The organism is Xylophilus rhododendri, assembly GCF_009906855.1.
In the GTDB taxonomy this organism is placed as follows: Bacteria; Pseudomonadota; Gammaproteobacteria; order Burkholderiales; family Burkholderiaceae_C; genus Xylophilus; species Xylophilus rhododendri.
Genome location: NZ_CP047650.1, coordinates 1158311 through 1184461, shown reverse-complemented (window position 1 = coordinate 1184461; position 26151 = coordinate 1158311). Strand labels below are relative to the sequence as shown.

Sequence of the window (26151 nt, the reverse complement as noted above, 5' to 3'; positions counted from 1 at the left end):
CGGGTCCTGCGCGCTACTGCGGCACGGCCAGCGATGTGCCGCTGAACCCGATCTGGTCGGCCGCCAAGGGCGCGGCGCTGATCGGCGGCAGGTTGGCCGCCGTCAGCGCGGGCGCCGCGCCGGGCGAGCCGCCGCGTGGCGTGGCGCGCACCACCTGGCTGGGCGGCAGGGCGGTGCCGCTGCGCAGCCTGGCGTACATCGCGTCCATGGCCCGCAGGAAATACACGTGCAGCGGCACGAAGCGGGTGTCGAAGCCGCTCAGCGACAGGAAGCCGTCGAAGTGCTGGGCGTTGGTCACCTCGATGTAGCCGAGTTGGCTGGCCGTGGTCTCCAGGGTCTTGTTGAAGGCGGTGTAGGCGCGGGCGTTGTTGTTGAGCGGGACCAGCGTGTCGTTCCGGCCCGCCACGATGAGGGTGGGCGTGGCGCGCAGCCGGCCGGTGACCGTCACCTCGGCCATGCCGGCGCGCACGGCGGCGCTCTGGGCCAGGGTGGGCCGGGTCGAAGTGGCGGTGGCCGTCAGCGGCGCGCCGGTCTCGTCCACGCCGGTGACCAGGGCGCGCTGGCAGAGCGCGTTGTCCAGCCCGAAATCCTGCGTACCGGTCGAGACCGATGTCGCCAGGTTCCACACCCGGGCACCGCCCACCGAGTCGTTGTAGACCACCGAGGCCGGCGTGCCGTTGGCCGTGCCGTTGGCCAGGGCGAAGCTCTGGGCCAGCGTGGCGGCGTTGGCGCGCACCGGGCTGCCGGTGGTGTCGACCTGGGCGAAGCTGGTGTTGCACACCTGGTCCAGCACCGAGAAGCGGCCGTAGCTCAGCGGGTACATCGCCGACAGGATGGGCCCGTTGCCCAGGCCGTAGTGGGCGTTGTGCAGCTGGTCGCTGTCGGGCGTCCAGCCGTAGTTGCGCAGCTTGTTGAGGGCGTCCAGCGCCTGCGCGGCGGTGTCGGCCCCGGCGACCAGGCCCTTGGCCGCCAGGCCGGCGCAGCGTGCCGTGGCGCGGGCGGTCTGCGAGGAGAAGGCCAGGTAGTTGAAGACCGATGTCTCGCTCATGGCGGCCGGCGCGGCCAGGGCGGCGCAGGGCTGGTAGAGGTTGCCGAAGGTGGTGAAGTCGGCGAGCGTCTTGCCGACATTGGCCACCGGCACGCCGCCGACGCTGATGCCGTAGCCGCTGGAGGTGGGCATCTCGGTGACCGGCTCGCCGGCCACCACGCCGTCGATCAGGCCGGCCGTGTCCAGCTCGGCCGCGCGCAGCACGGCGGCGCCGCCGTTGGAGACCGAGCCGGCGATCACCAGGGTGTTGCTGGGGTCGAAGATCAGCGTGTTGCTGCCGTTGCCGAAACGGTCGTTGAGTGCATAGAAGGCGTAGCGGGCGGCGGCCAGGGTGTCGCTGCCCCAGTCCTTCTCGGGGTTGAGCTGCGAATGCACCTGTTTCAGGGCCAGGCGGTTGGGCAGCAGCGCGTTGTAGGCGGCGCGCGCGGCATCGGTGATGTCGGCGGCGAAATGCGACAGGCTGCCGGCGGCGGCGCGGCTGGCGCGTGTGCCGTCGATGCGGTTCACGCTGTCGTCCGTCAGGTCGTACAGGCCGATGCCCTTGCCGGCATCGGTCAGGGCGACGGCGCAGCCGTGCTTCAGGCCCCATTCCGCCGAGGTGCCGATGGCGCCGTAGAGCCCGCGCGAGCCCGAAGACGGCCCGAGCACCAGGCAGGGCGCGGCGGTGTTGAAGCTGTCCGGGATCTGCACGGCCACCGGCACCCGCTTGCGGCCGGTGCCGTCGTCCAGCACGGCCAGGTATTCGCGGCCCGGAATCAGGCCCTCGCTGGCGGTGGCGGTGCCGCCGGTATCCACGTTGGGGCCGTAGAAGGTGCCGAAGCCGCCGGCCGCGGTCACGTCGACCAGGCCGCGGTAATTGCTGTAGATGGCGTTGCGCCGCAGCTCGAAGGCGGTGGGCGCGGTGGCACTGGCGTAGGCGGGCGGGGTGGCGGCCGCCAGGCCGGTGCGGCCCAGGCCGCCGGTCAGCAGGTCCTGGGTGTCGGCGCTGGTGCCGGCGGCCCGCGCGCTGGCCGAATAGACGGTGACGCCGATCTGCGTGGTGTTGGCGGGAATGGTGTTGGGCGCGGCGGCCGAGTGGCCGCCGCCTCCGCAGGCCGACAGCAGCAGGGCGGCGAGCGCCCCGGTGGCCGCGCGGGTCGAACCCGGTGGTGGTGGGAACAGGGCAGGGGCCGCAGGAAGTGTCCGCATCGTTGTCTCCGTTTTTGACAGGGGGCCGGGGGCGCCCTATCAAAGCCGCAAACGCGGGTTGGCGCACTAGCGTTAACGCCACGTGTGCGGCTTCGATGCGCTGTCTGCTGAAAGCACGCGACATCGTTCACCCATGAGCCCGGCTCATGGGCGCATGCCGCGGAGGCGTCTTTATCCGGGGCGGGCTACTTCCTAGCATGGCGGCTTGTGTCCCGAGTACCGATCCATGAACCCCTCCTATGACTTCACCGGCCAGGTTGCGCTGGTCACCGGCGCCGCCGGCGGCCTGGGCCTGGCCGCCGCGCAGGCCTTCGCGCGTTCCGGCGCAGCCGTCACCCTCGTCGACCGCGACGCGGCCCGGATCGAAGCGGCAGCGGCCGCCTTGCGCGGCGAAGGCCATCGCGCGATCGGCATCGCCTGCGATGTCTCCGACGAGGCCGCGGCCCAGGCGACGGTGGCACGCACCGTGGCCGAGTTCGGCCGGCTCGACATGGCCTACAACAACGCCGGCATCCTCGGCCCGATGTGCGAGATGTCGCAGGAGACGGCCGAGGGCTACGACGCCACCCAGGCGGTGAACCTGCGCGGCGTCTGGACCTTCATGAAACACGAGCTGCTGCAGATGAAGCGCCAGGGCAGCGGCGCCATCGTCAACTGCTCTTCCCTGGGCGGGTTGGTGGGCCTGGCCGGCCGCGCCGCCTACCATGCCAGCAAGCACGGCGTGATCGGCCTGACCAAGGCCGCGGCGCTGGACGTGGCGGCCACCGGCATCCGCGTCAACGCGGTCTGCCCGGGCTGCATCGACACGCCGATGGGCGAGGAGATCGACCCGGCGGCGATGCGGGAATTCCTCAAGCTCCAGCCCATAGGCCGCCTGGGCCGCCCGGAGGAAGTGGCCGCCGCCGTGCTGTGGCTGTGCAGCCCGGCCGCCAGCATGGTGCTGGGCGTGGCGCTGCCGGTGGACGGCGGTTTCGTCGCCCAGTGAGCGCGGCCGCGGCCTCAGCCGCGCAGGCGGATGGCGTCGATCACCAGCGCCAGCGCCTTGGAGGACTGCCGCCGGCTGGGGTAGTAGGCATGCAGGCCGGGGAACACCGGGCACCAGTCGGCCAGCACCGACTGCAGGCGCCCGGCCTGCAGATGGGGTTCGGTCAGGTCCTGCGGCAGAAAGGCCAGGCCGGTGCCCGACAGGGCGGCGTGGAGCATCTGGTAGGCGCCGTTGAAGACGGCCTGGCCCTCCACGCGCACCTGCATCTCGCGCTCGCCCTGCTTCAGTTCCCAGGCGTAGAGGCCGCCGCTGCTGGCCAGGCGCAGGGTGATGCAGCTGTGCCGTGCCAGGTCCTGCGGCGACTGCGGCACGCCGTTGGCCTGCAGGTAGGCGGGCGTGGCGACGATGGTCTGGCGCATGTCGGGTGCGATGCGCACCGCGATCATGTCCTTGGCGACCTGGTCGCCCCAGCGGATGCCGATGTCGAAACGCTCGGCGACGATGTCGACCATGCGGTAGTCAGTGCTGATCTCCACCCGCAGCTCGGGATGGGCCGCCAGCAGCGGCGCCAGTCGCGGCCAGATCAGGCCGTCCACCGCCAGGTCGATGGCGGTGATGCGGATGGTGCCGCCGATGCGCGAGCCCATCTCGCTGACGGCGGCGAGTTCGGCGTCGATTTCCTCCAGGCGCGGGGCCACTGTTTCCAGCAGGCGTTCGCCGGCCTCGGTCGGCAGCACGCTGCGGGTGGTGCGGGTGAGCAGGCGCACGCCCATGCGGGTTTCCAGCGCGCGGATGGTGTGGCTCAAGGCCGACTGCGACACGCCCATGCGGGCGGCGGCCCGGGTGAAGCTGCGCTCGCGCGCCACGGCGATGAAGGCCAGCAGGTCGGCGATGGATTCACGGTTCATGCAAGGGGCGGGCAGGGTGGGCGGGGCCGGCCATTCTGGGGCGGGCAGGGCGGATGGATTGATGAGCCAGGGCCATAGGTTCATGCCACTGTAGCGGGCTAGTGCTGAATCGCCTTCCTGCCTAGAGTGGACTGTTGCCTTCCACCTCACAGGAAACCCCATGCTTTTCACCCGCCTGCTCGGTGGCCTGACCTGCGCCGTCGCCGCGCATTCGGCCATCGGCGAATCCGGCTCGGCGCTGCCGGGCCAGAAGATCTCCCGCGCCGGCAGCACGGCCTCGCTGGCCGGGCCCGAAGCCAACTTCACCGGGCGCGTGCGTGTCGACCCGGTCTACGCGGCCAACAGCGACATCAACGCTTCCGGCGGCCTGGTCACCTTCGAGCCGGGTGCGCGCTCGGCCTGGCACACCCATCCGCGCGGCCAGTACCTGGCGGTGACCGCCGGCGTCGGGCTGACGCAGGAATGGGGCAAGCCCATCCAGGAGATCCGCCCCGGCGATGTGGTCTGGTGCCCGCCCGGCGTCAAGCACTGGCACGGCGCCGCGCCGGCCACCGCCATGACCCATCTGGCCGTGACCGGCATGGCGCCGGACGGCAAGAACGTCGAGTGGATGGAGAAGGTGAGCGATGAGCAGTACCACGCCCGCTGAAGCCCGGCCCATCGCCCGCCGGGGCGTGATCGGCCTGCTGGCCGCGTCCGGCCTGCAGGCAGCGCAAGCGCCTGCGCAGCCCGCCCCTGAACCAGCCACGAGGAACCCACCGATGCCGAATGCTTCCGAAGCCCTGACCCCCCTGCAGCTGGCGATGGGGCCGGTCGCCGCCGCCACCGCCATCGGCGATGTCGCCCGCCTGCCCGGCGCGCTCGAAGCGGGGCTCGATGCCGGCCTGGGCGTCGAGCCTCTCAAGGAGGCCATCGTGCAGCTGTATGCGTACGCCGGTTTCCCCCGCAGCCTCAACGCCCTGGGCGAGCTGATGAAGGTGGTGGAGGCGCGGCGCCAGCGCGGCATCACGGACGCGCCCGGCGCGCTGGCCGGGCCGGTGCCGACCGGCGCGCAGCTGCTGGCGGTGGGCACGGCCAACCAGACGAAGCTGGCGGGCGCGCCGGTGCGCGGGCCGCTCTTCGAGTTCGCGCCGGCCATCGACCAGTTCCTGAAGATCCATCTCTTCGGCGACATCTTCGCGCGCGACAACCTGGACTGGCGCACCCGCGAGCTGGTGACGGTGGCGGCCCTGGCCGCCCTGCAGGGGGTGGAGTCGCAGCTGCTGTCCCATGTGCGCATCTGCCTCAACGTGGGGCTCACCACCGGCCAGCTCCAGCAGTTCGGCCAGGGGCTGGGCTCGAACGGTTATCCGGATGCGGCCGGGCGCCTGGATGCGGCGCTGGCGCGCCTTGCTACGACCTAGCAGCGGTCTCGCGCCAGGCCCGCCAGCCGGCCAGGAAGAAGTCGACGGCCGTGTGCGCCCGGGCGCGTTTTTGGCGCGTGCTGCCGGCGGCCTCGATGCCCTGGGCCGCGCGGTCCAGCGGTTCGGAAATCACCAGGCGCAGGAACATGCCCGCGCCCAGCCGCACCGTCTCGGCCGGCCGGTCGCCGTCCTGCGCCAGCAGGGCCGCGATGGCGTCGGTGGCCCGCTGGAAGGGACCATCGACCGTGGCGGCCAGGCCGGGATGGTGGGCCGCATCGGCGACGACCATGCGGTAGAGCGCCAGCGCGTTCGGGTCCAGCACCCAGTCCAGCATGATGTCGCTCGCCTTGCGGAGCTTTTGCTCCAGGGTCGCGCCCGCGATCCGGTTGAGCCGCGGCACGCCGGTCTTCAGCGCCAGGCGTTCGACCACCTCCACGAACAGCGCCGGCTTGCTCACCGCCCGCCGATACAGCGTGCGTTTGGTGACGCCCGCCTCGCGTGCGATGGCCTCCATGCTGGTGCCGGCATAGCCGCAGCGGATGAAGACGGCCAGGGCCGCGTCCATCAACTGCTCCTCCAGCTGGCCCGCCGCCTCCACCGAGGGGCGGCCGGTGGGCCGGCCTTTCTGATCCTGCAGCGTCTCGTCCGCCATGCCATGACCTTTCTTACAAGTCGATCCGCGATTGAAATTTAAAATATACGGTACCGGATACTTATCGTCGATCGGGCTTGCGTGGATCCGGCATCGTGGCGCAGCCGAGTGTCAATCAAGGAGCAGTCGAAATGGCGTTATTTGAAAACCGCGTGGCCATGGTCACGGGTGGGGCATCGGGTATCGGCGAAGCCGTGGTGAAGGACCTGCTGGCCGAGGGGGCCAAGGTCGTGATCGCCGACTTCGACGAGGCGGGCGCCAAACGCCTGGCGGACGGCTACGGCGCCGACCGGGCCCTGGCCTTCAAGGCCGATGTGAGCGATGCGGCGGCGGTGAAGGCCTGCGTGGATTTCGCGGTGGCGAAGTTCGGCGGCCTGCACCTGGCGGTGAACAACGCCGGCATCGGCGCGCCTTCCACGCCGCTGGCCGATATCGCGGTGGAGGACTGGCACCGCGTGCTCGGTGTCGACCTGCACGGCGTCTTCTACGGCATGAAGTACCAGATCCCGGCCATGCTGGCGTCCGGCGGCGGGGCCATCGTCAACATGGCGTCCATCCTGGGCGCGGTGGGCTGGGCGGGGTCGGCCGCCTATGTCACCTCCAAGCATGCGGTGCTCGGCATGACCAAGACGGCGGCGCTCGACTATGCGGGCCAGGCCATCCGGGTCAACGCGGTCGGCCCGGCCTTCGTCGATACGCCGGCGCTTGGCAAGACCATGACCGAGCAGGAGCGCTCGGTGCTGGCGGACATGCATGCCTTCAAGCGCCTAGCCCGGCCGGAGGAGGTCGCGGCGCTGACCAGCTTCCTGCTGTCGGACCGCGCCTCCTTCATGACCGGGACCTATTACCCCGTGGACGGGGCATTCCTCGCGCGCTGAGGCGGGCTAGAACAGCTGGCGCCAGCCGCCTTCCTTGTCTTCGCGCGTGTTCACCTCGATCAGCACGCCTTCTGGCGTGCGGCAGAAGAAACGCGAGCCCCGCGTGTTGTTGAAGACCTCCGTCTCCATCTTCACGCCTGCCTGCCGGAATGTCTCGTACAGATCCTGGACTTCGAGCAGGGTGGCCATTTCGAAGCCGAAATGAAAATTCGATGGCCAGGACGCAGGCTCTTGCACATGGTCGAGCACGATGTCGAAGCCGTCGCGCTGGAGCAGGATGCTCTGGCCGACGGCGACGATCTCGCAGCCGAAGTGCTGCTGGAAGAAGGCGGCGGTGGCCGCAGGGTTGGTGGTGGGCAGGCTCAGGTGGTTGAGTGTGCCGGTGCATTGGGTTTTCATGATTCGGATCAGGTTGAGGGTGCGAAATGGCGGGAGTGCCGTGACGCCGCGAACCAGACCAGAGGCATGCGCTGCCCGACTTTCCGCGCCCTGGCGGGCATGCGGCAGCCGCCGTGTGGCGGCTGAGCAAAAGCGGAAGGTGGGTGGCCCGGCAGGGCCGGAGTTCCAGGCAGGCGTGAGCCCGGAACAGCATAACTTGCGATCATCGAAACGGCGTCGTGGATCATCGAGAACTGCCCCGCTGGGCTCCTCTCGAAAACGGACGCGTTGGATGACGGTAACGCTTACGGCAATGCACCTTGCGGCGGCTGCGGGCGCGATTCTAGCGGGCAAAAACCCAGGCGAGTCCGGACCGGCACACCCCGTCTGGATTTTTCTTGACGTAAACCGACTAGTTGGTAGACTTGCGGCCATGGATCTTGACCTCTCACCGCGAGCCGCCGAAATCGTCAGCTGCGCCCAGGCGCTGCTGGTCTCGGGGGCTACAACGGCTTCAGTTATGCCGACATCGCGGCGTCGGTGCAGATCAGCAAACCCACGATCCACCACCATTTCCCCAGCAAGGCCGACCTGGTCCAGACCGTGGTGCGGCGCTATCGCCAGCAGGCGCGCGACGGCATGGCGGCGATGGAGCGTGTCATCGCCGGCCCTGGCGAACGGCTGCAGGCCTACACCGGCTATTGGGAGGCCTGCATCCGCGACGGCACCGCCTCGCTGTGCGTGTGCGCCATGCTGGCCGCCGAGATGCCGGCCATCCCGTCCGTGGTCGCCGACGAGGTGCGCGGCCATTTCCTGGACCTGACGGCCTGGCTGGCGACCGTGCTGGAGCAGGGCGCGTCGGCCGGTGTGTTCCAGCTGCGCGGCACGCCCGAGGCCGAAGCCATGGCGCTGATGGCCACCGTGCACGGGGCCATGCTGGCCGCGCGGGCGTACGGCGATCCGGCCATCTTCAAGACCATCATCGGACCGTCGCTGGCCCAGCTGTCCCGCGCGGCCTGAGGCAGGCGCCACACCCGAGGTCCCCTTTTTTTGCCCCTTCAATCTACCAACTAGTCGATTGACAACTTCGAGAGCCCACCATGAACAGCCAGACCCGATCCGCCGATGCCGCCCCACAGGGCAGCCCATGGCTCAAGACCTACTACTTCCTGCGCGCCGCCTTCTCCATCGCCTGGGTGCTGGCGGCCTTCACCGTCGGCAAACAGATGCCGGCGGTCGGCACGGTGCTGCTGGTGGTCTACCCGGCCTGGGATGCGCTGGCCAACTGGCTCGATGCCCGGCAGAGCGGCGGGCTGGCGCGCAATCCCACGCAGAAGCTCAATCTGCTGGCCAGCGGCGTCGTGGCCCTGGCCATCGCGGTCGCGTCGGCCTTCGGCATGCATGCGGTGCTGGATGTCTTCGGCCTGTGGGCGGGCGTGGCCGGCATCCTGCAGCTGGCGACCGGCCTGCGGCGCTGGAAGACCGCCGGCGCGCAGTGGCCGATGATCCTCAGCGGCGCGCAATCGACGCTGGCCGGGGGGCTCTTCATCCACCAGGCCACCGGGCAGAACATGCCGGCCATCACCGACATCGCGCCCTATGCCGCGGTGGGGGCCTTCTACTTTCTGGTGTCCGGCATTTCCATCGTGGTCGGTGAACTGCGAGGCCGTCGCAAGCCGGCTGCCTGACGCAAAGACACCCGGCCTACTCGCCGATATTGCATTCCCGGCGCAACAGCGCCATCGCGTCCTCGGTGGCCTGCACCCGGTCGCTGCGCAGCACCGGTTCGGCCTCCTCGATGAAGGCGTTCCACAGCTGCAGGTAGTCGTTCTGCAGCTGCACCGGCGCATGTTGCAGCACGAATTGCCGGGGCAGTTCGGCATCCAGCCCGGAGGTACGGACCTTCTTGACCAGGCTGGCGGCCGTTTTCCTGCTCAGCAGCGTGGCGGGTCTGGCCTGCGTGGCCAGGCGCAGGAACAGGGTCAGCAGGGAGCTGTCGTCGTTGTGGCCTTCGGTGGCCTTGTCCCACACGGCGCTGTTGCCGCGCTCGAAATGCTCCAGGTCGGCCATGGCGTCCTCGGACCAGAAATAGCGGCCGATGAAGGCTGGCGTCTGGTCGAAGAGCTTGCGTACGCCGAGGGCGGCATCGAGGATGCGCGGCATGTCCTGTTCGACCGAGGCCAACACCGAGCGCACCGCTTCCAGGTACTGCGCCGGCAGGTCGCGCGGCAGGTCGATGGGGACCGGTACCGCCTGGCCGTCGGCCCTGGGCGCGTATTTCCTGCGCAGGGCCAGCACCATCTTCTCGAAGGCGGCCCAGTCCGGCATGGCGCTGCGCCGGGCCGCGCGCACCAGCAGGGCGGTGCGCACCACGGCTTCCGCGTCCTTGCCGGCTTCCTCCAGGTCGTCGGCATCCAGGCCCAGCCTGGCCGCCATCCAGATGGCGGCCTCCACCAGGGTGGTGGCATGGCTGCGTTCGGCGTGCTCGGCCAGGTATTCGGGCAGGCTGCGCAGGGACCACTTGGCCAACAGCGGGATGTGTTTGTCCAGGAAGGCGCCGTGCTCCTGCATGCCGAAATGGCTGCTTTGCGGCATGGCGATCAGCGCCTTCAGCATGTCCGAGCCGCCCTTGGAGCGCGACAGCAGGCTGTGGTCGCGCAGGGCCTCGGCGGCCCGGTCCAGGTCGCCGCCGGTGGAATGCTCCAGGTACAGGCTCATCAGGTTGACCAGCCGGTCGCGCGCCTTCTCCAGGTCGGGGCGCAGGTATTCGGTGCCGAAATAGCGCGCGATCTGCACCATGCCCTTGGGGGCTTCCTGGCGCATGGCGGCCAGCCGCTCGGGCAGCAGGATGCCGTGGCGCACGCCGTGCTGCAGGGCCTTCTCGAAGAAAGGCCGGTCGTCGAAGAGTGCGACGGACTGGGAAGCGGTGGGGAAGGGCGCGGACATGGTGGAGTTCAGATCGCCGACTCTTCCTCGTCGTCGCGCGCGGCCGGCGTGCTGCCGCCGCGGTCGGTGTCGCCGGTCTCGACACGGTTGTCCACTTCCTCGCCGTCCTCGTCCTCTTCCTCCAGGCCCAGGTCATGGGCGCGGGCCTTGGCGCGCAGCACCAGCAGGGTCTCGGTGAACAGGTCGGGGCATTCGTAGCGCATGCGCCAGGCCAGCTCCATCCAGTCCTGGTCGGCCACTTCTTCCAGGGAGAGCTTGGGGCTGGCGTAGGCCGAAGCCAGCAGCGCGGCTTCGGACAGCATCTCGCCGTCTTCCTCGACCGTGTCGAAGTTGCCGGTGCGGGCGAAGGATTCGATGCGCGCCCACTTCTCGGCGAAGTAGTTGGCCATGGCCTCGCTGCCGCCTTCCAGGTCGCCCACGGCGGTGAGGAAGGCCACCGGGTCGGCGTCCTCGCGGAAGACGATGGAGTTCACCATGCCGCGCAGATGCGTGTGGGTGAGGTCCTTGTAGCGCTTCTCGATGACGATGGCGTGGGCGAACTGCTCGGGCGTGACCAGCAGGCTCACCACCGACTCGCGCGACGGGTCGTACTCGCGCATCACCGCCAGGATGTCCTTGGGCTCCAGCTGGTCCAGCACCACCATCAGCGCCTGGTCGCCCTCGGTGTCGGCCAGCTCGGTGAGGGCGGACTCGGCGCCGGCGATGTCGCCCGCGGCGATCAGGCTGCGGGTCTTGGTGATCAGGGCGAGGTGGTTCATGGCGTGTCGGTGCTTTGCGTGCGGAGGGGCGCTGTGTCAGTCTTTGCGGTCGAAGCCCTGCTCGGCCATCCAGTCGGCGCGGGCTTCCTCGCGGGTGCGGCCGTCGGCGTCGTCCAGGTCGTCGGCCGACAGGGGCTGGCCCTCGTCGGAGTCGTGATCGGCGTCGTCATGGTCGCCGTCTTCCTCGCTGTCGTCCTCGTCTTCGGCATGGACGGGCGCATGCCGGGCGCTGCCCGCCATGTATTCCAGCGCGGCGGCGATGCTCAGGAAACGGTCGCCTGCCGCCTGCTCGCGCAGCAGCTGCACGGTGGCCCGGGCCCAGGGGGCGATCTCGATGGTTGGCTGCAGGCTGTCCCAGGCGGTCAGGTCTTCGGGCTCGCAGGCCAGCAGGCGGTCCATGGCCGAGGCCGATCCGAAGCTGAAGGCCTTGTGCAGCACGACGGCCACCATCTCGGGCGCCAGCTCCAGCATGCTGACCAGGAAGGAAACCTCGCGGCGCCGCTCGGCCAGCCGGCGGTCCAGCACCAGCTGGCCGTCGGAGTCGTGGCGCATGTCGTCGAGTTCGGCCAGGTAGGCGGAGCGCAGGTTGTGGAAGAAGGGAGAGACGTGCATCGAGGCCTAGATGAGCCGTTGGAAATAGTCTGCCCAGATCGTGCGTGCCGTTTCCAGCGGATCGTCGAGCAGATTGCGTTTGCGGTTGTTGTCGTAGGCCTCGCGTTTGTCCGCGTCGCCGAGGATGTCGTAGGCCTCCTGCACCGCGCGAAAGCGCCTGGCCGCATCCGGCGCCGGGTTGCGGTCCGGATGGTGCAGGGCGGCCTGCTGGCGGTAAGCCTTCTTGATGTCGGCCAGGCTCGCGCTGCTGCCGACACCCAGGGCGAGATAGTGGTCTTGCATGCGGCGCCTTCCTTGCGTTGGCCGTGTCACGGGCGAACCGCAAAAGGCGACGATTGTAGGAGGCCCGGCATGCCGGCCGGGATTTCAAGGCCTTGGCGGGGTCTCCAGGACCACGACGCCGTCCGCATCGGCCGTCACCCAGCCTCCGGGAGCGAAGCCGGTTCGCCCGAAGTCCAGCACGCCGTCGACCTCGCCGGTGCCCGCTGAGCCACCCCGCGCCGGGCATGTGCCCAGGGCCCAGATGGCGATGTCCAGCGTCTCGAGTTCTTCGGCGTCCCGCACCGCGCCGTGGATGATCAGCCCGGCCCAGCCCTGCGCCATGGCGAGCCGGGCCATGTGGGCGCCCAGCAGCGCCGCCTCCAGGGATCCGCCGCCGTCCACCACCAGAACCCGCCCCGGCCCGCTTGCGCCAGCAGGCCCTTGAGCAGGGCCACGTCCTCATGGGTCCTGAGGCAGGCCACCGGGCCGGCCAGGCGTCTGCGCCCGCCGTAGGGCCGCAGGGGCGCCCGGCAGACCCGGGCGGCGGTGCCGAGCCGGTCGCACAGGTCGGCCGTGCCGATGAAGGGCGGCTCGTCGGGATCGATCGAATGCATGGCTCAGTCCAGCACCGCGCCGGACTGCTTCACCAGCTTCTGGTGCTTCAGCAGTTCGGCGCTGAAGAAGGCCGCGGCGGCGTCCGGCCCGATGTCGAGAATGTTCAAGCCCTGGCCGGCGATGGCCGCGTTAGCCTCCGGCGAAGCCATGGCGGCGCGGATCGCCCGGGCATCGGCATCCACCACGGCCTTGGGCAGGTCGGCGGGGCCGATCAGCGCGATCCAGGCGTCGAAGCTGTAGTTGGGCACGCCCGCTTCGGCCAGCGTCGGCAGCTCCGGCAGGGCGGCGGAGCGCCGGGGCGTGCTGATCGCCAGCGCCCGCAGGGTGCCGGCCTTCACCTGCGGCGCGACCTGCGAGATGGAGACGAAGGCCAGCTGCACCTGGCCGCCGATGAGGTCGGTGATCAGCGGCCCGGTGCCCCGGTAGGGCACATGCTTGAGCGATATGCCGGTCTCGCTGACCAGCAGTTCCGCCGCCAGCTGCAGGGTGCTGCCGTTGCCGGCGGAGCCGTAATTCAGCACGCCGGGTTTTTCGTGGGCGTAGGCGATCAGCTCCTTGACGCTTTTCACCGGCAGGCCCGGATGCACCACCAGCACCAGGGGCACGGTGGCGATCACGGCGATGGGGGTGATGTCCTTCAGGCTGTCGTAGGGCACCGACTTGTAGATGCTGGGGTTGATCACGTGGTTGGAGGAGACCATGCCCAGCGTCAGCCCGTCCCGCGGCGCCTTGACGATCTGCGAGGTGCCGGGGATGCCGCCGGCGCCGACCAGGTTCTCCACCACCAGCGGATGGCCGGTGGAGCGGCCGAACGCCGGCGCGATGGCGCGGGCGACCGCATCCACGGTCGAGCCCGCGGCCAGCGGCACCACCAGGCGGATCGGCTTGTCCGAGGCGCCGGGCAGGCCGGCGGGCTGGGCCCATGCGCCGGTGTGCGGGCCCAGCGCGGCGGCCGCGGCGCAGGCGCTCAGGCGGGTGAATGCCCTTCGGCTCAGTTCTTGTCTCATCGTCTTGTCTCCTTGTTTTGTGCGTGCTGCCTGCCGGCTCAATATCGGTTGCGCAGCTCCTCGAAAGTCAGCAGTTCCCCGGCGATGGCGCTGGCCGCGACCGTGGGCGGACTGGCCAGCCAGACGCTGCCCGGGCCGCCGCGTCCGGGGAAATTCCGGTTGATGGCGCTGACGGTGATCTGCTCGCGGGTGGAAGAGCCGCCCGGCCCGCAGTTCCCGCAGGCGCCGCAGGACGGCTGCAGCATGCGGGCGCCGACCCTCTCGAAGGCATCGAGGTAGCCGGCCGCCACGCAGTGGTCGCGGACCGCGGTGGTGCCGAACTGCAGGAACAGCGACACGCCGGGCGCCACACGCAGGCCGCGGTCGGCGGCCCAGCGCAGCACGGCGTGGTAGTGGTCGAAGTCTTCCCGTTTGCCGGCGGTGCAGGAGCCGCCGTAGGCGATGTCGATGCGCACCCGCTCGGCCAGCCCGGCCAGCGGCAGGCCGTTGCCGGGATCGCCCGGCGTGGCCACCATGGGCGTGATGGCGGCGCAGTCGACCTCGATGAGGTCCGCATACACCGCGCCGGGGTCGCTGCGCATCCAGTCTTCGAGCCGGAATTCGATGCCCCTGCGCTCGCGCAGGAAACGCACCGTCTCCTCGTCGGGCGCCACGATGCCGGTGAAGCCGCCGAGTTCGGCGCACATATTGGTGAGCGTGGCGCGTTCGTCGGTGCACAGGCCGGCGATGCCCGGCCCGGTGAACTCGAACACCTTGCCGACGCCGCCTCCGGCCCGGATGCCGGGCAGGGCGAGCAGGTGCAGCACCAGGTCCTTGGCGGTGACGCCTTCCTGAAGGCCGCCGTTCAGCACGACCTTCAGCGACCGGGGCACCGTCAGCCGGACCGCGCCGGTGACGAAGGCATTGGCCATGTCGGTGGTGCCCACGCCGAAGGCCACGCAGCCCAGGGCGCCGCTGTGCGGCGTGTGCGAGTCGGTGCCCACCACCAGCTGGCCCGGCAACGCGTAGTGCTCGGCCACCATCGCATGGGAGATGCCGGCGACGTTGCGGCCGTCGTCGAGCGCGGCTTCCTGCTCGGTGAGGGTGCGGTGGGTGCGCAGCGCGTAGTCGGCGGCGAAGGCCCGCTGGGCATCGACCATGCGGCGCACATTGGGCACGAGTCCGGCCCGCACATGGGCCGGGCTTTCCTGCACGTAGGAGGTGTGGTCCTCGAACACCACGATGCTGGCGGTGTCGTACAGCGCCAGCGGCCGGCCGAAGGTGGCGTGGAGCATGTGCGAGGCCATGCCGGTGTAGTACTCGTGGATGAAACGCCAGTCGGCCCGCACGAAGGCGCCGTCGCCCGGCGCCGGATGCGCCGGGGTCAGCCCGGTCGACAGGGCGTGGCGGGCCACGATCTTCTCGAACAGCGTGCGCGGCCCGTGGTCGGCGGCGTCGGGCGCTGCCACGATGTCGCGCATGCAGGCCTGGCCGAAACGCAGCAGGCCGCCGTGGCGCAGGATGGCCGCCGCCAGCGCGTCGCGCCCGGCCACCAGCTCGTCGATGGGGATGGACTCGCCCGCGGCGATGCGGTCCGCCAGCGCCAGATCGGTGCTGGTGAACAGGCCGATGTTGTCGGCGTTCTGCCGGTAGATGCGCTCGAAGCTCTCGGCGATCACCAGGCGCACGCCGGCGTATTTCTCGGCCGCCGGGCTGTGCTCGCGCGACGAGCCCTTGCCGTAGCGTTTGCCCGCCACCACGACTTCGATGCCGGCCGCGCGGATCGCGTCGGTGGCCACCGGCGTGGCATCGCCGGCACGAAAGCCGGTGTAGGGGTAGCGGCCCAGCTGTTCGTCGTAGTGGGTGAGGATGGGCAGCGGCGTGATCTCGTCGGTGGACACGTCGTCGCGCAGCGGCCGGGCGCCGGCCAGCGGCGGCGGGTGGCCGGCCAGGCAGGACAGGACGACCTCGGCCGACGTGGCCAGGAACAGGATGCGGGGCGAAAAAAGAATGCCGGGATCGGCGGGCTGGGTGGCTGGCATGCCGGATGTTTCACCGGCTGCGCCTCAATGCCCAGTGCCTGTACGGCAGAGGGGGTCTCGCGAAAGACGGGATCGGTGTTTACCCAAGCAGGCTGTCCATCAGCGCCTGGATGGCGCGCGGCTGCGGATTGCGCCGCAGGGTGTAGAGCATGAGCCGGCGGGCCGCCCAGGGCTCGTCCAGCGGGCGCCGCACGAACTGCGCCGAGCCGGCGTAGGCGGTGGCCGCGCTCTGCGGGATGACGGCGATGCCCAGGCCGGCCTCGACCATGCGGCAGACCGCATCGAAGCTGGTGAGCGAAACCGTCGGTTCGAAGCGCGCGTCCAGCGCCTGTGCCTGCGCGCGCAGCGAGCGGTCCAGCGCGCCGCCCTCGTGCACGCCGATCAGCGGATGCTGCAGCGCATCGAGGAATTTCACCGCCGGCTTGCCGGACAGCACATGCCGGGCGGGCATCACGATGTGCAGCGGGTCGTCCGCGAAATGCCGCACGTCCAGCCCGGCCGCCACCGAGGTCTCGACACCGATCCCCAGATCGGCCCGGTCGTCCAGGCAGGCGCGGATCACATCGCGTGTGTCCTCCTCCTGCAGCGACACGCTGATGCCGGGATGCGCCGCCATGAAGTTGCCCAGCCGCTCGGGCAGGAAACCGATCACCGCCGACATGTTGGCGTGCAGGCGGACCCGGCCGCTCAGCTCGTCGCCGAGGCGCTTGACTTCATGAAAGAGGCTCTGCAGTTCGGCATCGAAACGCATGCCGCGCGACAGCACCAGGCGGCCCGCGTCGGTCAGCGCGATGCCGCGCGGCGAACGCACCAGCAGGGGCGTGCCGAAGGCATGTTCCAGGTCGGAGATGCGGCGGCTCAGGGCCGATGCCGCGATGTGCTCCTGCTCCGCCGCGCGCACGATGGAGCCGGCCTGCGCCGTGCTCACGAAAAGGCGAATGCTGTAAGGATCCAGGCGGTGGTTCAAGCGGATTCCTGGTGGGGAGCGTGCCGACGCGGGCCGCCATTCTCGCTGCTGCGCGCCTGCCATGGCATGCTCGGTCCATGGATTCAAGGCAGACAGCGCCGAAGGCCGCCATGGGCGCCGATATGAGCGCCGATGCGCCGCACCGTGTCGGCCGGCTGCTCATCGTGCTGGGCGACCAGCTCGATGCGCAGGCCGCCGCCTTCGACGGCTTCGACGCGGGGCGTGACACCGTCTGGATGGCCGAGGTGGCCGAGGAAAGCACCCATGTCTGGTCGGCCAAGCCGCGCATCGTGCTGTTCCTGGCGGCCATGCGGCATTTCGCCGAGGCCTTGCGAAACGCCGGCCGGCCGCTGCGCTACACGAGGCTGGACGCACCCGGCAATCGCGGCACCCTGGCGGCCCAGCTGCAGGCGGACATCGAGGACCTGCGCCCCGCCGGCCTGGTGCTGACCGCGCCCGGCGACTGGCGGGTGCTGCAGGCGATCAAGGCGGTCGCGGCGGCGGCGGGCCTGCCGCTGGACCTGCGCGAGGACCGGCATTTCTTCGGCACCGTGCGCCACTTCGCCGCCCATGCGCGCGCCCATGGCGGCGCCCTGCGTCTGGAGGTCTTCTATCGCGAGCAGCGGCAGCGCCACGGCATCCTGATGGAGCCGGACGATCCGGCCCAAGCCCTGGGCGGACGCTGGAACTTCGATACCGAGAACCGCCGGCCGTTTCCCGCATCCGGCCCGGTCGCCTTGCCCTCGCCGCTGCGCTTTTCGCCCGACGCCATCACCCGCGAGGTCATTGCCCTGGTCGAGACCCGCTTCGCCGACCACCCCGGCGAGACCGCCGCCTTCGACTGGCCGGTGAACCGCGCGCAGGCCCTGCAGGCGCTGGACGACTTCATCGCCCACCGCCTGCCCAACTTCGGCCCGCACCAGGACGCCATGTGGCCGGGCCGGCCCTGGCTCTGGCATGCCCAGCTGTCGGCGGCGCTCAACCTCAAGCTGCTCGATCCGCGCGAGGTGGTGGCCGCGGCGGTGAAGGCGCATGCCGACGGCCGCGCGCCGCTGCCCTCGGTGGAAGGCTTCGTGCGCCAGATCCTCGGCTGGCGCGAATACGTGCGTGGCGTCTACTGGACGCAGATGCCCGGCTACCAGGACCTCAACGTCCTGGATGCCCACGAGCCCCTGCCCGCCTGGTACTGGACCGGCGACACCGACATGGCCTGCCTGCGCGACGCCATAGGCCAGACCCTGCGCCACGGCTACGCCCACCACATCCAGCGCCTGATGGTCACCGGCCTGTTCGCCCAGCTGCTGGGCGTGGAGCCGGTGCAGGTGCATGCCTGGTACCTGTCGGTGTACGTGGATGCGGTGGAGTGGGTGGAGATGCCCAACACCCTGGGCATGAGCCAGTACGCCGACGGCGGGCTGATGGGCAGCAAGCCCTATGTGGCCAGCGGCCGCTACATCGAGCGCATGAGCCCCGCCTGCAAGAGCTGCCGCTACCGGCCCGCCGAAAGCGTGGGCGACGACGCCTGCCCCTTCACCACCCTGTACTGGGATTTCCTGCTGCGCCACCGCGCGCTGCTGGCCGGCCACCCGCGGCTGGAACACCAGCTGCGCAGCGCCGACCGCCTGGATGCGCAGCAGCGCGCCGCCATCAAGCAACGGTCCGCGGCCATCCGCCGCGGCGAGCTGGGGCAGGGCGCGGACCAGCCGCCTGCCGAGCCCGAGCTGCCCTGGTAGGCAGGCGGCGTGCCGCCGCCCGCGCCGCTTTCATCGCGATACAGCGGCTGCGCGGCCGGCGCCGAGAATTTTTCCCCTTTCCAACGCAACAAGAACAAGGACAACATGCTCGCCCACTCGGAAATGCTCCTGCGTCTTCTGGTCGCCGCCGCCCTCGGCAGCCTGGTGGGATTCGAGCGCGAGCGATTGCTGTGGGCGGCGGGCATCCGCACCCACATGCTGGTCTGCGTGGGCTCCTGCCTGTTCATGGTGGTGTCGGCCTTCGGCTTCGCGGATGTGTTGAAGGGCGAGCACGTGATGCTGGACCCGTCCCGCGCGGCGGCCCAGGTGGTCTCCGGCATCGGTTTCCTGGGCGCCGGCGCCATCCTGGCGCGAGGCGAGGTGGTGCGCGGCCTCACCACCGCGGCCAGCATCTGGACGGTGGCCGCCATCGGCCTGGCCGTCGGCGGCGGCCTGTACTTCCCGGCCACGGCGGCCACGGTGGTGATCCTGGGCATCCTCGCCGGGGTCAAACCGCTGGAGGAGATGTACCGCGCCCGCAGCCAGAGCTGCCGGCTGCACATCACGGCCCGGCATGGCATGTTGAACCCCGAACTCATCGAGGCCACGCTCCAGGTGCGGCCCGCGCAGCTGCGCCGTTTCCTCGTCTCGGTGCAGAAGGGCGGCGGGCTCGACGACATCACGGTGGTGCTCGCCCGGGTGTCCTCCGGCGAAATCGCCCGCATCAGCGGCCAGCTGTCGAAGATCGAGGGCGTGCAGGCGGTCGATGTGGTGTCGCGCGACGGGGGACGCAACGCCGAAGCCAGCTGAGACCGGTTGACCGGGGCGGGGAGCAACGCAAGCGCCGATCCTGGCGCAAACTGCGCGCCAACCAAGCCGAACGGAGTTCACGCATGCCAGCAGAAGTGGTCACCCATCGCATGATCGAAGCCTTCCGCGCCGCGATCCTGCACGGTGGCATCAGCGCCGGCGCCGATGCGCTGGGCATTCCCCAGCCGTCCATGAGCCGCGTCATCGCGGAGCTGCAGAAGGCGGTCGGCTTCGCCCTGTTCCTCAAGCACGGGCGCACCATCAAGCCCACGGCCGAGGCGCTGGCCCTCATGGCCAAGGTGCAGCAGTCCTTCATGGGACTGGAGGAGATATCGCGCTTTTCCGAGCAGCTGCGCAAGCAGCGCATGGGCCGGCTCTCCATCTGCACCATCCCGTCGGTCGGCCATTCGGTGATGCCGGAGATCATCGAGCAACTGCGCGCCGAGTACCCCGACGTGATGGTCAGCATGCGCATCGCTTCCTACATGGAGGTCTGGCGCAACGTCCGAAACCGGCAGGCCGACATCGGCATCACCGCCGATATTCTTTCGGCGGGCGAGCTCGAAACGGTGGCCGAGTTCTCGGGCGAGTGCGTGTGCATCGGCACCTCGCGGTGGCTGGATGCGGGTGCTTCGCACGTGGAGCTGGAGGAACTGGCCACCAGGCCCTTCATCGGATTGACCGATACCTTCCAGCGCCAGATGGATGGACTGATGTCGGCGCACGGGCTTCAACTCGATCCGGTGGTGGAGGTGTCGGCCTCCCATTCGGCGAGTGAGCTGGTGTTGCGCGGCATGGGTATCTCCGTCGTCGATCCGCTCACCGGGAGGCGGCATCGGGAGCTTGGCGGTGTCACGCTCCCCTTGCGCCCGTCGTTCCGGTATTCGGTGTACGCCACCGCGATGGCGGATACGCGGCTGGGCGAGCCGGCCCGGGCCCTGCTCGGCCAGCTGACAAAAGCGATCGGGAAGGCCAGGACGCATGCCGGGGGTGAATGAATCCATGCCCGCAGGGTCATGGACGCGCCGGCGGGTGCTTCCTAATATTCAGGCAAATCATCCTGACTTGAAGGTTAATCCCGCCGTGAAGATCGCCGAATTGAGAACCTATGTCCATCCGAATGCCAACAAGCATTATGTGATGATCGCCCTCGAAACCGATGACGGGATTATCGGCATGGGCGAGGCAACGCTGGATCACCGTTATCCCTCGGTGATTGCAGGCGTCCAGGAGGGGTTTCGTGCGATTGCCGGAAAGGATCCGACGACGGTCGCAAAGCACTGGGCGATGCTGAAGGACAAGGTTTTCTGGGGCGATGGCGCCAGCAGCCGGGCGGCGCTGGCGGCGATCGACATGGCCTTGTGGGATATCACCGGAAAGGCCTGGCGGCTGCCGGTGCACAAACTCCTGGGCGGCGCGGTGCGGGACAAGATCAAGGTTTATCTCAACCAGTGGTGGGCCGGTTATACCGACACGCAGGATCTCATCGCCAAGGCCCGGGCGCGCATCGCCAACGGCGCGACCGCCTTGAAGTGGTATCCATTCGGCACGCCGGACGACCACCAGTACCACATCACCCTCCACGACGTGCCGCGCGCCATCGCCGAAGTCAAGGCGATGCGGGCGGCCGTCGGCCCCGATATCGGCCTGATGGTCGATGTCTGGCGCCGCCTCGACTGGGCTTCCGCCGCGCGCTTCTGCACGGGCATCGCCGACTGCAACCTGCTTTTCGTGGAAGAGCCGACCGAATACCAGAGCGCCGACGCGTTCGCCCGGCTGGGCGCCGCCAGCCAGGCACGCATCGCCTTCGGCGAACGCTTTCATTCGCGCAAGCAGTTCGCCGAGATCATCGAGAAACAGGCGGTAGGCCTGGTGCAGCCTTCCATCATCCGGGTCGGCGGGCTGACCGAGGCCGTGAAAATCGGCCATGCGGCGGAAACCTATTCGATGGGTGTGGTTCCGCATAATCCGCACGGGCCGGTCGCGATCGCAGCGACGGTCACCCTGGCCTCTGTCCTCACCAATTTCGTGATCCAGGAATCGTACGAAAACGATAATCCGCCGACACGGCGGCAGTTCGTGAAAGCCGGCCCGCTGATTCAGGGCGATCACTACGAAGTTTCGAATATGCCCGGGCTGGGCATTGAGATTGACGAGGAGCGGCTCAAACCGCTCTGCAGCGAAACCGGCCGGCTGGCCGCCTGAAATCGACGATAAAAAATACAGGGATCGAAAATGAGCAACAGGATTTCATACCTGCGCAAGGCGGGTGCGGCACTTTTTCTCTGTGGCCTGGCGGCGCTCCAGGCGGCGCATGCCGAGTACCCCGACAGGCCCGTGCGCTTCATCGTGCCGGCGGTGGCCGGGGGGGCGGCCGACGTGCTGACGCGGGTGCTGTGCAGCGAACTCGCGCAGCGGCTCGGCCAGCCCTTCATCGTGGACAACAAGCCGGGTGCTTCCGGTGCCATCGGACTGGACGCGGTGGCCAAGGCGCCGCCCGACGGCTACACCATCGGCATGAACAACCTGGCCATCCTGGTGGCGACCCTGAGTGCCCGCCAGCAGTCCTTCCGGATCGACCGCGACTTCACGCCCATCGCCAAGATGTTCACCCAGCCCAATGTGCTGGCGGTCTACCCGGCGCTGCCGGTGCACTCGGTCAAGGACCTGGTGGCCTATGCCAAGGCGCATCCCGGCGAGGTGTTCTACGGCTCCAGCGGCACCGGCACTTCGCTGCATGTGGTCACCGAACTGTTCCGCGCCAGCACCGGCATCCAGATCAACCATGTGCCCTACCGAAGCGCACCCCTGGGCGAGACCGACCTGATGGGTGGCCAGATCCAGATGATGATCAGCAATCTCACCTCGCTGGAGCCGCAGATCAAGGCCGGCCGGGTCCGGGCTCTCGCGGTCACCGGACCCCAGCGCTCCCCGCTGCTGCCCGACGTGCCGACCATGGCCGAGGCCGGCGTGCCACAAGCCGAGATGGTGACCTGGGGCGGCGTGGTCGGCCCGAAGGGCCTGCCGGCCGAGGTCGTGCGAAAACTCAATGCCGCGATCGATGCGGTGCTGTCCGACCCCAGGGTGGTCAAGCGCTACGGGGAGCTGGGCTCGGACCCCACGCCGCAAAGCCCGGCGCAGTTCGCCGAGCTGATCCAGTCCGACAGCACGAAATGGGGCGCGGTGATCAAGAACGCGCACATCACTTCCGATTGAACCGCCCATGCCCACCACAGACGATTTCTATTCCGCGCTGCGCCATGAGCTCGGCCAGATCGAGGCCGCCGGCCTGCTGAAGGTCGAACGCGTGATGACCTCCGCCCAGGGCAGCCAGGTATCGACCCGGGAAAACAGCGAACTCATCAACCTGTGCGCCAACAACTACCTGGGCCTGTCGGCCCACCCGCAGGTGGTGGCGGCCGCGCGCGAGACTCTGGACCGGCGGGGCTTCGGCCTGGGCTCGGTGCGTTTCATCTGCGGCACACAGGACATCCACAAGGAGCTGGAATCGCGGCTCTCGCGCTTCCTGGGCACCGAGGACACCATCCTCTACGGCTCGGCCTTCGACGCCAACGGCGGTCTGTTCGAAACCCTGCTGGGCGCCGAGGACGCGGTCATCAGCGACGAGCTCAACCATGCGTCCATCATCGATGGCATCCGCCTGTGCAAGGCCAAGCGCCTGCGGTTCCGGCACGACGACATGGAAGACCTGCGCCATCAGTTGCGCGAGGCCGACGCGGCCGGCGCGCGCCACAAGCTGGTCTTCACCGACGGCGTGTTCTCGATGGACGGCACCATCGCCAGGCTCGACGAGATCCGCGCCATCTGCGACGAGTCCGGCGCCCTGCTGGGCATCGACGAATGCCATGCCACCGGCTTTCTCGGCAAGACCGGGCGCGGAACCCATGAATTGAAGGGCGTGTTCGGCAGGGTCGACATCATCACCGGCACGCTGGGCAAGGCGCTGGGCGGCGCATCGGGCGGTTTCACCAGCGCGCGGGCGGAGGTGGTGGCCATGCTGCGCCAGCGGTCGCGGCCCTACCTGTTCTCCAATACCGTGGCGCCGGCCATCGTCGGCGCGGGCCTGAAGGCGCTCGACCTGCTGGAGGCCGACACCGGCTTGCGCGACCGGCTGGAAGACAACAGCAGCTACTTCCGGGCGGGCCTGGGCGCGCTGGGTTTCGACCTGAAGCCGGGCAGCCATCCGATCATTCCGGTGATGGTCCACGAGGCCGACACCGCCCAGCGCCTGGCGCAGCGCCTGCTGGAGCTCGGCGTCTATGTCACCGGCTTCTTCTACCCGGTGGTGCCCCGGGGCCAGGCCCGCATCCGGGTCCGGGTCAGCGCGCTCCACACCCGTGCGCAGCTGGACACCGCCCTGGAAGCCTTTGCCCAGGCGGGGCAAGAACTGAAGGTGATCGCATGAGCGCGCAGCCCCGCATCCTGCTGACCGGCGCCAACGGGCAACTCGGCACCGAACTGTCGGCCGCACTGGCCGGACGCTTCGGCGCGCGCAACGTCGTCACCAGCGACATGGTCCCGGTGGGGCGCCATCTGCACATCGACCACGAGATGCTCGACATCACCGACGTGGGCCAGCTCCATGACATCGTCCGGCGCCGCGGCATCACGCAGATCTACCACCTGGCCGCCGCCTTGTCGGCCACGGCGGAGATCGCGCCCAGGCGGGCTTGGGACCTCAACATGGGCGGCCTGCTCAACGTGCTGGAAGCGGCGCGGCAGTTCCAGCTGGACAAGGTGTTCTGGCCCAGCTCCATTGCCGCCTTCGGTCCCACCACGCCGGCCGACGCGACACCGCAATCCACCGTGATGGAGCCTGCCACCGTCTACGGCATCTCGAAGCTGGCCGGCGAGGGCTGGTGCCGCTGGTACTTCGCGAACCACGGCGTGGATGTGCGCAGCCTGCGCTACCCGGGACTGATCTCCTACAAGACCCAGCCCGGCGGCGGCACCACCGACTATGCGATCGACGTCTTCCATTCGGCGCTGAGGGGCGAGCGCTACGGCTGCTTCCTCTGCCCGGACGAGGCCCTGCCCATGCTCTACATGGACGATGCGGTACGCGCCACCATCGAATTGATGGAGGCGCCCGCCGCGGCGATCAGCGAACGCGGCAGCTACAACCTGGCGGGCGTCAGCTTCACGCCCGCCGAGATCGTGGCCGAGATCCGCAAGCACCTGCCGGGGCTGGATGTGGACTATCGGCCCGACTTCCGGCAGGCCATCGCCCATGGCTGGCCCGACTCGATCGACGACACGCGGGCACGGCGGGACTGGTCATGGGCGCCGCGGTTCGACCTGTCAGGCATCGTCGCCGACATGCTGGCCAACCTGTCCGCCATGCAAGCAGGTGCCGGTCAGCGTGCGCGGACCGCCTGAGCGGCATCGCCCGCATCCGGGTGCGCCACCTCGGCGAGCGCCGACCAGTCCTGGCCGCCCCGGCCGGTGCGGACGGCTTGCTCCAGGCGCCGGCGCACCACCGCGGCACCCGGAAGGCTGACATTCCGGTGCGCGGCCGCATCCCTGGCCAGCAGCGCATCCTTCAGGCCCAGCGCCAGGCGGAAACCCGCTTCATAACGCCGCTCGGCGATGTTTTTGCCGTAGCGCTGGTAGCTGGGGCAGGCGAACAGGGTCTGCGTGACGACTTCCAGGAAATCCGCCGCCGGCAGGCCGTGGGCCTCGGTCAGCGCGCTCGCCTCGGCCATCGACTCGATGGCCATGGTGATCATCATGTTGCCGGCGATCTTGGCGATGTTGGCGTGCACCGGATCGGCGCCCAGGCGCCAGGTCTTCTTGCCGATGGCGTCGAGGAGGGGCAACACCCGCTGCACCGCCTCGTCCGCGCCGGCGGCCAGGATGTTGAGTTCCGCCCGGGCCGCCACCGCGGGCACGCCGAAGACGGGCGCCGCCACGTAGCCGACCCCGGCCTGCGTGTGCAGCGGCTGCATCTCGGCGACCAGCGCGGGGGAGATGGTCGACATCACCAGGTGGACCGGCCCGCCTTCGGCCGACGCCAGCGCGCCGCTGTCCAGCAGCACGGCCCGCACGGCGGCGTCGTCGGCCAGCATGGTGATGACCACCTCGTGGCCGGTGAAGGCTTCCGATGGCGCGGCCAGCCGCGCGACGCCTTCCAGCGCCGCCACGGCCTCGGGCCGGCGGGCCCAGGCGCTCACCCGGTGGCCGTGCGCGACGAGATGGGGAACGATGGCCGAGCCCATGCTGCCGACACCGATGAATGCGATCTTCATGAAGCGGTCCTTTGCGCGGGCGAGCGGCCCGCTCTTGCTGTCTTGATCCGAGCGGCATCCCACAGCCGCATCAGCTGGGTGACGGCGGCGTCCAGCCGGGCGGCATCCGCACCGTCGCGCGCCAGGGTGGACAGGCCGTTGAGGAAGCTGTCGAACACGGTGGCCAGGGCCTGGATGTCGGTCTCGGGTTTGAGTTCTCCCAAACCCACGCCGCGCCGCACGCAGGCCAGCAGGCCGGCGCTGGTCTCGGCGCGGGAAACCTGCAGGGGCCGGGCGACCGAGGCGTTGGCGGGAGACGGCGCACTCATGGTGCCCAGCGCCACCATGCAGCCGCGTGGATGGTCCGGCTCGCACTGCATGGCGGCGGAACGGCGCAAGGCGGTCTCGATGGCCTGGCGCGGTGCCAGCGCCGGGTCATGCAGGCTGGCCGTGACCTGGCCGTGGGTGGCCAGGTACAGGGCCACGGCCTCCTGGAACAGCGCCTCCTTGGAGCCGAAGGCCGCATAGAAGCTGGGCGCGGAGATGCCGCCGCCCAGGCTCTCCTTGAGCTGCGCCAGCGATGTGGCATCGAAGCCATGCTCCCAGAACAGATGCAGGGCTTGGGTGAGGGCGGCGTCTCGGTCGAAGCTGCGGGGGCGTCCCATGGTGGCCATGGCGGTCTCCTTTCGTGGAGATAAATACTAATCGGTACAAAAGTCGTTGACAAGCGTTT

At 69.5% G+C, this 26151-nt stretch carries 28 protein-coding genes; 13 read left to right on the top strand and 15 right to left on the bottom strand.

Annotation, left to right across the window (positions count from 1 at the left end; genetic code table 11):
- Positions 1 to 13: 13 nt before the first annotated feature.
- The gene (locus tag GT347_RS05230; RefSeq protein WP_160550956.1) at positions 14 to 2236 is read right to left on the bottom strand and encodes a 3-hydroxybutyrate oligomer hydrolase family protein; all 2223 of its coding nucleotides are present in this window, start codon (positions 2234 to 2236) and stop codon (positions 14 to 16) included.
- Positions 2237 to 2462: 226 nt separating this feature from the next.
- On the opposite strand from GT347_RS05230, the gene GT347_RS05225 reads away from it, so the two are divergent.
- Entirely contained in the window at positions 2463 to 3221 is a 759-nt protein-coding gene (locus GT347_RS05225) for a glucose 1-dehydrogenase (RefSeq protein ID WP_160550955.1), read from the top strand.
- Positions 3222 to 3235: 14 nt separating this feature from the next.
- Here GT347_RS05225 and GT347_RS05220 read toward each other — a convergent pair whose 3' ends face one another.
- A complete protein-coding gene (locus GT347_RS05220) occupies positions 3236 to 4129 on the bottom strand; it encodes a LysR family transcriptional regulator (RefSeq protein WP_160550954.1) in 894 nt (297 codons plus the stop codon).
- 160 nt (positions 4130 to 4289) lie between these two features.
- Here GT347_RS05220 and GT347_RS05215 point away from each other — a divergent pair, with 160 nt between their 5' ends.
- Both GT347_RS05215 and GT347_RS05210 read left to right on the top strand, forming a co-directional pair.
- The gene (locus GT347_RS05215) at positions 4290 to 4778 is read left to right on the top strand and encodes a (R)-mandelonitrile lyase (protein ID WP_160550953.1); all 489 of its coding nucleotides are present in this window, start codon (positions 4290 to 4292) and stop codon (positions 4776 to 4778) included.
- Positions 4779 to 4890: 112 nt separating this feature from the next.
- The gene (locus GT347_RS05210) at positions 4891 to 5532 is read left to right on the top strand and encodes a carboxymuconolactone decarboxylase family protein (RefSeq protein ID WP_160550952.1); all 642 of its coding nucleotides are present in this window, start codon (positions 4891 to 4893) and stop codon (positions 5530 to 5532) included.
- Here GT347_RS05210 and GT347_RS05205 read toward each other — a convergent pair.
- Positions 5522 to 6184 carry a TetR/AcrR family transcriptional regulator gene (locus tag GT347_RS05205; RefSeq protein ID WP_160550951.1) on the bottom strand — a complete coding sequence of 221 codons (663 nt, stop codon included), beginning with the start codon at positions 6182 to 6184 and terminating at the stop codon, positions 5522 to 5524. The genes GT347_RS05210 and GT347_RS05205 overlap by 11 nt on opposite strands.
- A gap of 131 nt (positions 6185 to 6315) precedes the next feature.
- Here GT347_RS05205 and GT347_RS05200 point away from each other — a divergent pair, with 131 nt between their 5' ends.
- Positions 6316 to 7062 carry an SDR family NAD(P)-dependent oxidoreductase gene (locus tag GT347_RS05200; RefSeq protein ID WP_160550950.1) on the top strand — a complete coding sequence of 249 codons (747 nt, stop codon included), beginning with the start codon at positions 6316 to 6318 and terminating at the stop codon, positions 7060 to 7062.
- Positions 7063 to 7068: 6 nt separating this feature from the next.
- Here the strand turns inward: GT347_RS05200 and GT347_RS05195 are convergent, their stop codons facing one another.
- The gene (locus GT347_RS05195) at positions 7069 to 7461 is read right to left on the bottom strand and encodes a VOC family protein (RefSeq protein WP_160550949.1); all 393 of its coding nucleotides are present in this window, start codon (positions 7459 to 7461) and stop codon (positions 7069 to 7071) included.
- 519 nt (positions 7462 to 7980) lie between these two features.
- On the opposite strand from GT347_RS05195, the gene GT347_RS05190 reads away from it, so the two are divergent.
- Both GT347_RS05190 and GT347_RS05185 read left to right on the top strand, forming a co-directional pair.
- Entirely contained in the window at positions 7981 to 8460 is a 480-nt protein-coding gene (locus GT347_RS05190) for a TetR/AcrR family transcriptional regulator (RefSeq protein ID WP_326830384.1), read from the top strand.
- Between the two features lie 80 nt (positions 8461 to 8540).
- On the top strand, positions 8541 to 9128 hold the full coding sequence (locus GT347_RS05185; RefSeq protein WP_160550948.1) for a DUF308 domain-containing protein: 588 nt from the start codon (positions 8541 to 8543) through the stop codon (positions 9126 to 9128).
- A 16-nt stretch (positions 9129 to 9144) separates the two neighbouring features.
- Here the strand turns inward: GT347_RS05185 and GT347_RS05180 are convergent, their stop codons facing one another.
- The 9 genes from GT347_RS05180 to GT347_RS05145 form a co-directional block, all read right to left on the bottom strand.
- Positions 9145 to 10386 (bottom strand): dehydroquinate synthase/iron-containing alcohol dehydrogenase family protein, encoded by a 1242-nt coding sequence (locus GT347_RS05180; protein WP_160550947.1) that lies wholly within the window; start codon positions 10384 to 10386, stop codon positions 9145 to 9147.
- 8 nt (positions 10387 to 10394) lie between these two features.
- Positions 10395 to 11144, bottom strand: coding sequence for a hypothetical protein (locus tag GT347_RS05175; RefSeq protein WP_160550946.1), 750 nt, complete (start codon positions 11142 to 11144; stop codon positions 10395 to 10397).
- A gap of 36 nt (positions 11145 to 11180) precedes the next feature.
- Entirely contained in the window at positions 11181 to 11756 is a 576-nt protein-coding gene (locus GT347_RS05170) for a hypothetical protein (RefSeq protein ID WP_160550945.1), read from the bottom strand.
- Positions 11757 to 11762: 6 nt separating this feature from the next.
- Positions 11763 to 12038, bottom strand: coding sequence for a DnaJ domain-containing protein (locus GT347_RS05165; protein WP_160550944.1), 276 nt, complete (start codon positions 12036 to 12038; stop codon positions 11763 to 11765).
- Positions 12039 to 12122: 84 nt separating this feature from the next.
- A complete protein-coding gene (locus GT347_RS27405; RefSeq protein WP_229722885.1) occupies positions 12123 to 12419 on the bottom strand; it encodes an RraA family protein in 297 nt (98 codons plus the stop codon).
- On the bottom strand, positions 12335 to 12631 hold the full coding sequence (locus GT347_RS27400) for an RraA family protein (RefSeq protein ID WP_229722713.1): 297 nt from the start codon (positions 12629 to 12631) through the stop codon (positions 12335 to 12337). Before GT347_RS27400 ends, GT347_RS27405 begins: the two co-directional genes overlap by 85 nt.
- Before the next feature lie 3 nt (positions 12632 to 12634).
- On the bottom strand, positions 12635 to 13639 hold the full coding sequence (locus GT347_RS05155) for a tripartite tricarboxylate transporter substrate binding protein (RefSeq protein ID WP_160550943.1): 1005 nt from the start codon (positions 13637 to 13639) through the stop codon (positions 12635 to 12637).
- 38 nt (positions 13640 to 13677) lie between these two features.
- Positions 13678 to 15660 carry an aconitase family protein gene (locus tag GT347_RS05150; protein WP_160550942.1) on the bottom strand — a complete coding sequence of 661 codons (1983 nt, stop codon included), beginning with the start codon at positions 15658 to 15660 and terminating at the stop codon, positions 13678 to 13680.
- A 79-nt stretch (positions 15661 to 15739) separates the two neighbouring features.
- On the bottom strand, positions 15740 to 16627 hold the full coding sequence (locus GT347_RS05145) for a LysR family transcriptional regulator (protein ID WP_229722711.1): 888 nt from the start codon (positions 16625 to 16627) through the stop codon (positions 15740 to 15742).
- A 110-nt stretch (positions 16628 to 16737) separates the two neighbouring features.
- Between GT347_RS05145 and GT347_RS05140 the strand changes: the two genes are divergently transcribed.
- The 7 genes from GT347_RS05140 (at position 16738) to GT347_RS05110 (ending at position 24570) form a co-directional block, all read left to right on the top strand.
- Positions 16738 to 18360 (top strand): cryptochrome/photolyase family protein, encoded by a 1623-nt coding sequence (locus tag GT347_RS05140; protein ID WP_229722710.1) that lies wholly within the window; start codon positions 16738 to 16740, stop codon positions 18358 to 18360.
- Between the two features lie 105 nt (positions 18361 to 18465).
- The gene (locus tag GT347_RS05135; RefSeq protein ID WP_160550941.1) at positions 18466 to 19170 is read left to right on the top strand and encodes an MgtC/SapB family protein; all 705 of its coding nucleotides are present in this window, start codon (positions 18466 to 18468) and stop codon (positions 19168 to 19170) included.
- 110 nt (positions 19171 to 19280) lie between these two features.
- Positions 19281 to 20168, top strand: a complete 888-nt coding sequence (locus GT347_RS05130; protein WP_229722708.1) for a LysR family transcriptional regulator — start codon at positions 19281 to 19283, stop codon at positions 20166 to 20168.
- An 85-nt stretch (positions 20169 to 20253) separates the two neighbouring features.
- Entirely contained in the window at positions 20254 to 21375 is a 1122-nt protein-coding gene (locus GT347_RS05125; RefSeq protein ID WP_160550939.1) for a mandelate racemase/muconate lactonizing enzyme family protein, read from the top strand.
- A gap of 30 nt (positions 21376 to 21405) precedes the next feature.
- Positions 21406 to 22386: a Bug family tripartite tricarboxylate transporter substrate binding protein gene (locus GT347_RS05120; RefSeq protein ID WP_160550938.1), complete on the top strand. Its 981-nt coding sequence runs from the start codon at positions 21406 to 21408 to the stop codon at positions 22384 to 22386.
- 7 nt (positions 22387 to 22393) lie between these two features.
- Complete coding sequence (gene kbl, locus GT347_RS05115; RefSeq protein WP_160550937.1) at positions 22394 to 23596, top strand: glycine C-acetyltransferase; 1203 nt, start codon at positions 22394 to 22396, stop codon at positions 23594 to 23596.
- Positions 23593 to 24570, top strand: a complete 978-nt coding sequence (locus GT347_RS05110; RefSeq protein WP_160550936.1) for an NAD-dependent epimerase/dehydratase family protein — start codon at positions 23593 to 23595, stop codon at positions 24568 to 24570. Before kbl ends, GT347_RS05110 begins: the two co-directional genes overlap by 4 nt.
- On the opposite strand, the gene GT347_RS05105 is transcribed toward GT347_RS05110, so the two are convergent.
- On the bottom strand, positions 24549 to 25439 hold the full coding sequence (locus GT347_RS05105; RefSeq protein ID WP_160550935.1) for an NAD(P)-dependent oxidoreductase: 891 nt from the start codon (positions 25437 to 25439) through the stop codon (positions 24549 to 24551). The two genes, GT347_RS05110 and GT347_RS05105, sit on opposite strands and share 22 nt — an antisense overlap.
- Positions 25436 to 26092 carry a TetR/AcrR family transcriptional regulator gene (locus tag GT347_RS05100; protein WP_160550934.1) on the bottom strand — a complete coding sequence of 219 codons (657 nt, stop codon included), beginning with the start codon at positions 26090 to 26092 and terminating at the stop codon, positions 25436 to 25438. The genes GT347_RS05105 and GT347_RS05100 overlap by 4 nt, the downstream gene beginning before the upstream one ends.
- Positions 26093 to 26151: the final 59 nt, after the last annotated feature.